At 45.7% G+C, this 9,591-nt stretch carries 5 protein-coding genes; 3 read left to right on the top strand and 2 right to left on the bottom strand.

Annotated elements, in window-relative coordinates:
- The first annotated feature begins 595 nt into the window (after nucleotides 1-595).
- The 3 genes from F6K52_RS25940 (at nucleotide 596) to F6K52_RS25930 (ending at nucleotide 5,324) form a co-directional block, all read left to right on the top strand.
- Complete coding sequence (locus F6K52_RS25940) at nucleotides 596-922, top strand: hypothetical protein (protein ID WP_293084987.1); 327 nt, start codon at nucleotides 596-598, stop codon at nucleotides 920-922.
- 646 nt (nucleotides 923-1,568) lie between these two features.
- Nucleotides 1,569-3,842 carry a TOMM precursor leader peptide-binding protein gene (locus F6K52_RS25935; protein ID WP_293084984.1) on the top strand — a complete coding sequence of 758 codons (2,274 nt, stop codon included), beginning with the start codon at nucleotides 1,569-1,571 and terminating at the stop codon, nucleotides 3,840-3,842.
- A 339-nt stretch (nucleotides 3,843-4,181) separates the two neighbouring features.
- Complete coding sequence (locus F6K52_RS25930; RefSeq protein WP_293084981.1) at nucleotides 4,182-5,324, top strand: amidohydrolase family protein; 1,143 nt, start codon at nucleotides 4,182-4,184, stop codon at nucleotides 5,322-5,324.
- Nucleotides 5,325-5,534: 210 nt separating this feature from the next.
- On the opposite strand, the gene F6K52_RS25925 is transcribed toward F6K52_RS25930, so the two are convergent.
- Complete coding sequence (locus F6K52_RS25925) at nucleotides 5,535-6,695, bottom strand: hypothetical protein (protein WP_293084978.1); 1,161 nt, start codon at nucleotides 6,693-6,695, stop codon at nucleotides 5,535-5,537.
- A gap of 497 nt (nucleotides 6,696-7,192) precedes the next feature.
- Nucleotides 7,193-9,591 (bottom strand): S8 family serine peptidase (locus tag F6K52_RS25920; protein WP_364419698.1); only part of this gene is annotated, 2,399 nt, incomplete at its 5' end.

Genomic DNA, 9,591 nt, shown 5'->3' with positions numbered 1-9,591 from the left:
TCTTTTTCAGCAATTCCTGTGTTTACAACCTAAATACAAAGCCTATCAAGGGGTATTTTATATCGGGGAATTGACAAATGCTTTTAAAAGATTATCTTTCTTTTTGCAGCTTGATCTAGATGATTGGGAACATAGTCAAGACAATAACTCTTAACAATTTTTAGTAATTATTAAAAATACTATTAAGAAAGTATTAATTCAGTTACTTGACATTACAAAAGTTATAAGTATATAAAAATACCTATAAGTATACGTATAATCATAGACATCTCACCCTCAGGCTCAGTTACTACTAACCCCCCTTACTTGGTGCAGCGACACAGGCACCTTGCCTAGGCATAATAAAGATTTCATGCTGCTTTCGGTAGGTTGAATTTCTCTAGTACTAGGCATGATATCCCTGAGAAAATCCCTAGCACTCTTTCCTGGATATGTGTATATTTACTTACTCGATTAGCTACGACGGAATGATTTTTAGGGTTTGTTAGAACTACTTGTGTAGTCGTTGGAGTTGATCAAACGGGTTAATCAAAACCCCGAAAGACTCCAAAAAACAACTCAATTTGTACAGAATAACTTCTACCGGAGAATCAACATGAAATTGACCGCAAATTTAAAAACCTTAGAAACCACCGTTTCCCAACTTGTTGCCAAAGCCTGGCTCGACGATGAATTCCGTAAGCGCTTTGTCAGTGCTCCTCGGGAAATTCTTCGGGAAGCTGGACTAGTGGTAGAAGATTTCGTGAACGTGGTGGTGCATCAGGGATCAACTGGCGCTCCAGCCCTCACAACCGCTGATGGTGGTGCAATGATTTATGAAATCAATCTGCCTGCTAAGCCCAGCGACCTCACCGACCAACAAATTAGTAGTTGGGTGGAAGAGACTGTAATGGATGACTCCCCCGTTCCTGGGAGCTGCTAAAATCCCTAGTGGCTCTAGGGAAAACTAGCTGACTACCCCGAAGAGGTCTGAACAAACACATAAAGTCGCCATCGATTTTAGGATAGGAAAGCCCTATCGGGTAAACGCTTTATTGAGCCTGATTCAACCAGGCCATGGTCAGCGATTACCCTAATAGAGCAACCAGATAGAAACCTATCAATTTTTATCTCTAACCGGCTTTACCTCTAACGAGGGGTTAGCTACCGGCAATTTTGACTGGTAACGGGCCTTTTATACCTGCCCGTTGCTTAGTCCGATACTTGGATCAGCCTTAGTTGGATCCGATTGAGTATCGGTACGCCTAGTAAATCAATTCAACTTGATCAAACCGACTCGATCAAACGGGGCTAGTCAACTTAAGCTAAGCCCTATACTTCTAGTTTACCATGTCTTGCTTGAATTATAGCAAGCTTAAACTATAGCAATTCCAGTAAGTCTCATCAACTAATCACTACATTACAGGACTATTGATCTATCGTCAAGGGTTAGCCCCCTGATTCTGCTGCCATAGTTAAGGCTGCTGTGAGAATTTTTATTCCCTATTCCTTATTCCCTATTCCCTATTCCTTATTCCCTGTTCCCTTTGCGATAGTATGCCTCCCTAGAGAAAACATAAAAAGTAACAATGCTTAACAAACCTATATTTAAACCTTGCTTTCATATCGAAGATGTCGAGTCAGTTGGTGTCTTTCTACTGTCCGAGTCAGAATATTTTGTTCTCAATGGTGATCTTTATGAAAAATTAGCTCCTTTAATTGATGGGGAGCATTCCGTGGAAGAGATTATTAACCTGATGGAAGGCCAAGCCTCCACGGCTGAGATTTACTATGCTTTGATGCTGATGGAAAAGAAAGGGTATATCGTGGAAAACGATAACCCGATGCCCTCAGATATGCCATCAGAGGTAGCAGCGTTCTGGAATTTTTTGAATGTTGATCACACCACAGCCACCAGCCGCTTGCAATCTACTAAGGTTTCAGTAAGGTCTTTTGGCACGGTTCCAACCCAACCCTTGATCGCCATCCTGGAATCACTCAATATTCAGGTGGCTGAAGACGGAGATATTGCTGTTGTATTAACCGATGACTATCTCCAAGTCGGTCTTGATCAGTTCAATCACAAGGCTTTACAGTCCCAGCGTCCGTGGATGCTGGTCAAGCCAGTGGGCAAAATGATTTGGATTGGTCCGATTTTCGAACCTGGAAAAACTGGGTGTTGGGAATGTCTAGCCCAACGGCTGCAAGCTAATCGCCCTGTGGAAGATTTTCTGCGCAAACATCGCCAACCTAACAGTATCTCGACGGCTTTCCCAACCTCTCGCTCTTTACTACCCTCTACTCTAAACACTGGACTAAATCTAGCGGCTACTGAAATCGCCAAATGGATTGTTCAGGGAGACCATCCATCCCTGAAAGGGACTCTGCTCACCTTTGACACCATATCCTTAGAAACCAAAAATCACACTCTGGTCAAGCGTCCTCAATGTCCTGCTTGTGGCGACTCAGACTATCTAGGAAATAGAGACCCCTTGCCCGTTTTATTAGAAAGCCGGAAGAAAACCTTTACAGCTGATGGTGGACACCGTTGTGTTTCACCAGAAAAAACCCTTCAGCGATACGAACACCACATTAGTCCGATAATCGGAGCAGTTAGAGGAATTAGTAAAGTTTCTAAGTTAAAAAGCGATTTGACCCCTACCTATGTGGCTGGACATAATTTTGCCAGCATGTTGGATAGTTTATACTTCTTGCGGAAACACCTCCGTGGCAGAAGTGCTGGCAAAGGACAGACTGACGCTCAGGCCAAAGCCAGCGCCCTTGGGGAAGCGATTGAGAGATATTCTGGTGTGTTTCAGGGAGACGAAATTCGACGCAAAGGTAGCTACAAGAGTATGGCGGATGTGGCGATTCACCCCAATGCTTGTATGCTGTTTAGCGATCGCCAATACCAAACCCGCCAGGACTGGAATCAAAGCTGTCCGAGCTTTTTTCAAAAGGTTCCAGAACCCTTTGATGAGCAACGAGAGATTGACTGGACACCGATTTGGTCTTTGACTGACAAAACATTTAAGTATTTACCCACAGCTTACTGCTATTACGGCTACCCGAAACCCTCTAAACCAGATTGTTGGGCAGACTCCAATGGTACTGCGGCTGGCAACACCAAAGAAGAAGCAATCCTACAAGGATTCATGGAGTTAGTAGAGCGAGATAGTGTAGCGCTGTGGTGGTATAACCGCCTCAAACGACCAGCTGTGGATTTAGAGAGTTTTAACCAACCCTATTTTACAGCTCTCAAGGAATATTACCAGTCCCTCAACCGTGAACTCTGGGTACTCGATCTCACTAGCGATTTAGGGATTCCGGCCTTTGCTGCTCTTTCCAGGAGGATTGATCAACCTGTGGAAGATATTATTTTTGCCTTCGGTGCTCATTTCGACCCCAAAATTGGGATTATGCGATCGCTAACGGAATTAAACCAGATGCTTCCAGCGGTTATATCCATAGCTCCCGATGGCAGCACTAATTACAACTACTCCGATGAGTTAGCTACAGACTGGTGGCGAATGGCTACCTTAGAGAATCAGCCGTATCTGATACCGGATCAAAACACTACTCCAAAACTCTACAGCGATTATCCTCAACTGAGCAGCGATGATCTGCGAGACGATGTTCAAACCTGTGTAGACATTGCTGCCAAGCAAGGTATGGAAACCCTGGTTCTAAATCAAACCCGTCCCGATATTGGACTCAATGTTGTCAAAGTGATTGTCCCCGGTCTGCGACACTTTTGGAAACGGTGGGCTCCCGGAAGACTTTATGATGTGCCAGTACAGATGGGTCAGTTACCACAATCCCTCAACGAAAACCAACTCAACCCATTTCCGATTTTCTTCTGATCTAAGCACTCAGTTATCAGCTTAAGCGCTACGCGCACGCTACGCGAACAGCTATCAGCCATTAGCCTTGGCCTATGGCCACGCTAAGCGAATGGCCACGCTACGGGAAAAGTTTATGCGCTACACCCACGCTACTTGAGGTGCTTTTGAAGAAAATAAGCTGTTCGCGCACGCGTGAGCAGAAGGCTCACGGCTGACCGCTGACCGCTGTTCGCGCAGCGTGCGCGTAGCGCATATGCTTACCTTCAACCTTAAACATTGAACCTTCAACCTTAAACATCAAACCTTGGCCAAAAGGCCACGCTACGCGAAAAACATCGAACCTTCAACAAAATAACAATGCTGAAAGACTATCAAATTATTGATGCCGATGGCCATGTGACTGAACCGATAGATATGTGGGAGAAGTACCTGGAACCTGCATTTAAAAGTCATGCACCCTATCGATATCAACCCTCCGAAAAGGATGGGGTTGTGAAAATTGATATCTTTTCCCCTCCAACTAAGTATATGAGAGTGGAAGGTGAGACAATTTATAATAAAATATCCGACGCTGTTTGGGCTGAAGGACTTAAGGTAGCAATCCGGGACCAGGCTACCTATAAAAACGTAGGCTCTGGCCCAGACTCTCAGGTCAAAGCCATGAAGCGGATGGGTGTGGATATTTCGTTTCTGTATCCAACTATGGGATTGTGGATGTTGGCGATCGATACGATGGATTCGTCACTGGCAGCAGCACTCACCCGTGCCTACAACAATTGGTTACGAGACTTTTGCAGCTATGAACCGCAACTACTGAAAGGGGTAGGAGCGATTAGTCTACACGACCCCAGCAGCATGGTGTCGGAATTACATCGGATCGCAGAGTTTGGCTGGAAAGCTGTCTTTGTGCGACCAAATCCGGTTAAGGGACGACTGCTAAGTGACCCGGCCTATGAGCCCTTTTGGACCGAGTGTGAGAGCCTGGGCATAGCAGTTGCCATTCATGAGGGTAGCCATTCTCGATTACCGACTACTGGATCAGATCGATTTAATACCCGTTTTGCCATGCATGCTTGCTCTCATCCCATGGAACAGATGATGGCAATGTTGGCACTGATCGAAGGGGGAGTATTAGAGCGCCACCCCAATCTCAGAGTAGCGTTTCTTGAGTCCGGTTGCGGCTGGCTTCCCTACTGGCTGTGGCGGCTAGATGAAGAGTACGATCAACTGGCCTGGGAGGTCAAAGATAATGTAACCATGAAGCCTTCAGAGTATTTCCGTCGCCAGTGCTTCATTTCCATTGAGCCAGATGAGCCTTATCTGCGTGATCTTATCAAGTACATTGGTTCTGATAATTTGATATTTGGTTCTGACTACCCTCACATAGACCACAATCCCAAGATTATTGAGCAAGTGGTAGGACTTCAGGACCAGTTATCTGAGAAGATAGTGCAAAAGATCCTCTGGGATAATCCTATGCGTTTCTATGGCTTGGGGTAAATAGTTATTAGTCATTGAGGCATCAACAGGTTTACCGCAATTACTGACTTATGCTTTCAACAGCCTAGAGCATCAAGAATTTGTTTGGGGATTAGCCACTAATGGTCTGTTTTATCAGTTTGTCTATATCCGTCAGGGTAATCCCCAAACTTATCAATATATGCCGATTTTAAGCTTGTTTGAAAGCGATCGCGCCATAGTTGTACTCCCTTATCCATTCCTGTCCACTGGTGGAAATGTTTCAGTCCTAAAGCGAATCTTAACCTGACCAATAATGTCTGTATTCATAGTCACTGCATCGAATGAACTCTCATTCACTGGCTTAACGGTGAGTTTATTGTGACTAGCACCAGTAGAAACGTTACCCGATCCTGCTACCGCACGACCTCTGATGTAGGGGTTGGCTTGTTGATGCTGATGTTGACGCTCATACTGGTTTGTTCCTGTTGTTTGTTTCTCAGTAGCAGTCAGATTGAAGGTGAGCTTCGAGAGAATTTCCCCATCAGTTACTACAATCCGTGCCATTCCTTCTCGTGCTATTGCCCGCAGATTCTCGATCATATTAGTTGCTAGTAACTCACCAATTTTCGAGCGAATCTCTTGGACTTGGTCAGTGAAGAATCTCTCCTGATTCTCTTGGATGGTAAGTATCAGGGGATTTGTAAGATTAATGGTTTCAGCTTCTAGAGCTTGAGCTACTTCCCTTAAAAGGTGATTGGCTGGTTTTTCTTGAGTACCAGTGTTGGGGTCAGCAGGGATAGTTTTAAAGGTGTAGTTGGGACGCACAACTGTTCCCCCCTGACCATCAGGGTAGTGTTGGGCAAGATGGTCAGTAATGTGGGCATCAGAGACATTCTCCGCTTGGAACTGAGCCAGAGTTTTAGCGAGATTGGCTACAAGTTCCCGATAGGCTTCCATCTGCTTGATAGTTGCACCCATGATAGCGTCGAAAGTACTGTTAATCAGCCCAGCAGTAAACTCAGTAAAGCCTAGCTCTTGAACTTGCTTTGCCCCACTGATACCACAGTCAACTGCACTATTAATAGTATTAGTATTAGTATTATTTATTGGGCTAACACCTGTTGCCAGTGGGCTTTGAAACTGAGGGTGTTCAGCAGCTATTTCCTTAAGGGTATCTCCCATCACCGTAGCAACATTTTCCCGCACTAATTGCAGTTCTTGGTTACTTTTAACCTGCACTAAGGCTTGATCCACTACGTCATTAACCAAGGTATTCACACCATGCTCAATCGCTACCTCTCTGGGCATACTTTGATCAATAGTTGACCCAGTTGATCCATCTTCTCCAGGCATTTTTACGAGAATCGGCGACCTGGGATTTTGATTGATAAAGTCTGTGCTTTCCATCATCTTGAGTTGGGTTGAGTACTTATAATTATTGGGTGTTGGTTAATTGTTACATTAAAAGTGTAGTAAAGGGAACAGGGAACAGGGAACAGGGAACAGGGAACAGGGAACAGGGAATACGGAACAGGTTAAAAAAAATATTACAATTAAATTAATTTAGGATTAATATGTTAATTAATAAGGTGTGATTTAAACTTTAAAATTGTTATTTACTTTGTATTAAAAATATAGCGTTTATAGGACTCATGAGGTACACATAATTGTTTGAATATTGGCTCTTGCCTCTTTTCTATTACCTGCTCCCTGCTCCCTGCTCCCTGCTCCCTAAAACCCAGATATTTGTACCTCACAAGTCGTAGAATTGCTATATAATAATTGACTAACCGGAATTCAGACTAGGTTTTATGCTATTTAATTAGGAAAGGAAAAGGGCAATCATAAACGATAGCATTCTCCATGCATGCCCTTTTCCTTTAATTCCTTAATTAGTAATGTTGATCTCAACCCATCCACTTGTGGTGCAGAGCATGATCACCAGCGGCGACAAAAACATCAACGCGGTCAGGTCCCCAAGATGCTGCTGCTACCCCAGCAATGCTGTAACCACCTAGATTTTTCCAATTTTTCCAGGCAGAACCATCCCAGGAACGGCAATAGACCTTGCCCATGGATCCAATCACGAAACAATCGAGCTGGTTGACTCCCCTGGAGACAGCGGCTACACCATACTGACAGTAGCCTCCCAATTTTTCCCATGGACTCCAAATGGAACCATTCCAGCTCTTGTAGTATAGAGCGCGATCGCGACCAATGGTAAAGATAGCGATATGGTTTGGACCCCAAGACACTGCTGCGGGTGCAGAAACAGAGTAGCCTCCTAAGTTTTCCCAGCCACGCCAAGCCGAGCCATCCCACCACTTGTGGTAGACGGCGTGGTCAGTACCAATGATAAAAGTGTCAATGCGGTTAGGTCCCCAGGAAGAAGCCGCTGGAGCATACAGGCAGTAGCCCCCTAGATTTTCCCAACCGCGCCAAGCGGAGCCATCCCACCACTTGCGGTAGAGGGAATTATTGCTACCAACTACAAAGGTGTCAATGCGGTTAGGTCCCCAGGAAACTGCTGCGGGTGTAGAAATAATGTAACCCTCTAAGTTTTCCCAGCCGCGCCAAGCCGAGCCATCCCACCACTTGTGATACATAGCGTGGTCAGTACCAATGACAAAAGTGTCAATGCGGTTAGGTCCCCAGGAAGCAGCTGCTGGGCTATATATGCCATAGCCCCCTAAATTTTCCCAGTCACTCCAAGTACCATCACTGGGGCGAGGGCGAGGGCGAGGGGGGGGAGTTTTGATTTTGTCAAAGGCTACCTTGGGCTGAATAATGCCAGCACCGGAATGCTGATCCCATCCCTGAGAACCAATATTTTTAGCAGTACTCTCCAGGAGTTTCTTAACCTCCTCCTGAGTCAAGCTCGGCTTGGCTTGCTTGAGCAAGGCTACTACTCCAGCAGCAATGGGTGTGGCAGCCGAGGTACCGGTATCAGAGGGGAAGTAACCCCGGAAGTGAGTGATGGAACAGAAGTCTGGCTTTTTAGGGGACAAAGCCGCTGGTCCTTGGCTGCTATAGCCAACAAACTGTTCATTTTTGTTAACTGCGCCCACTGTCATCACTAGGGGATGACCATTCGCGCCCCAGATACTTTTACCAGGACCGACATCTGAGGCACAACGACCATCAGGACAGGTTCCACCACAGTTACCAGCGGCAAACAGAACTAGAATCCCTTGATTGATCGCTTCGACAACTTTACGGGTGAAGGGATGGTTTGGGTTTCTGGCATAAGTCTTATCCCACTGTTCCTGGTAAATTCCCCAGCTATTGGTGAGAATGTGGGGTGTGCCGTCAATTTTATACTGCTTGATTGCCCAATTGAAGGCAGCCAGGGCGTTAGAGATGGCATTCCCTACTAGGGGAAAGTCATAGAGCTTGGCTTCTGGAGCCATACCCAACACATCTGTAGCGCACATATTGCCATGTTCGCCCCAGCTGCGAGCTTGAGTCCCCCATTCCACTGTGCGGTGGAAGCCACCAATGACATTGGGAATCCGCTTGGAGGGTTCTCCGGGACGAACAGGACGACCAGCTGCTGTAATTCCGCCATCAACGACACCAACAACAATGCCTTGACCTTTATAACCAGCAGCATGAATTTGATCAACGCCAAGATATTTGGCTACGTCCGCCATAGTTCCCTTAGCAGCCCCAGGGTTACAGTCACAAGAACCAATAGGACAGCTACTAAACCCTGCCATCGGTTCTACCATGGGATACTCTTGCTGTAGGGTGGTAGTGCTGAAGGGTTCGATCTGGGTGTCTGGCCAGACTTTGAGCACATTAGGTTGGGCTTCGAGGGCGGCAATTTGGTTTTGAGCAACTTTGCCCTTGACAACGATCACCTCTTGATTAGATGCTTGGAGCTGCATGGCCAGTTCCGGTGTCTCAGGATCCATCGATACTGGCTCGTAGTCATAATCGATTTGGAAGCTAGCAACAGTGAAACTTCCTGCCATGTGAAAGAAGTTAGCCCCTTGACCCTTAGGTGCTCGCATTTCTACCAGCACATTCTCCATAGGACTATCTGGGGCAGATGAACTCATTGGCACTGGTGTGGGTATATTGCCTTGACTGGATACAGCATTCATGTCAAAGGAAGACATTTGGTCATCAGCCATTTCTCCTAATGACATGCCATTGGTAGCTGCTGCACCATTGGTCATACCTGGTACCATTGGTTCGTTACTTTCTATGTTTTCCATTCTGCTAATTTCTGATGATGTTTTATGATCGTCTCGATTGAGATGAGTTTGTATTGGCTTTTGTTTCAGAATCCGGTTGATGA

It is taken from the genome of Moorena sp. SIO3H5 (assembly GCF_010692395.1).
GTDB lineage: Bacteria > Cyanobacteriota > Cyanobacteriia > Cyanobacteriales > Coleofasciculaceae > Moorena.
Note: the sequence above shows the minus strand (reverse complement) of the source record. Positions and strands in the feature narration are given on the sequence as shown.

Excerpts from the sequence above, each read along its gene's own strand:
- F6K52_RS25940 (WP_293084987.1), top strand. The coding sequence starts at position 596 with ATGAAATTGACCGCAAATTTAAAAACCTTAGAAACCACCGTTTCCCAA.
- F6K52_RS25935 (WP_293084984.1), top strand. The coding sequence starts at position 1,569 with ATGCTTAACAAACCTATATTTAAACCTTGCTTTCATATCGAAGATGTC.
- F6K52_RS25930 (WP_293084981.1), top strand. The coding sequence starts at position 4,182 with ATGCTGAAAGACTATCAAATTATTGATGCCGATGGCCATGTGACTGAA.
- F6K52_RS25925 (WP_293084978.1), bottom strand. The coding sequence starts at position 6,695 with ATGATGGAAAGCACAGACTTTATCAATCAAAATCCCAGGTCGCCGATT.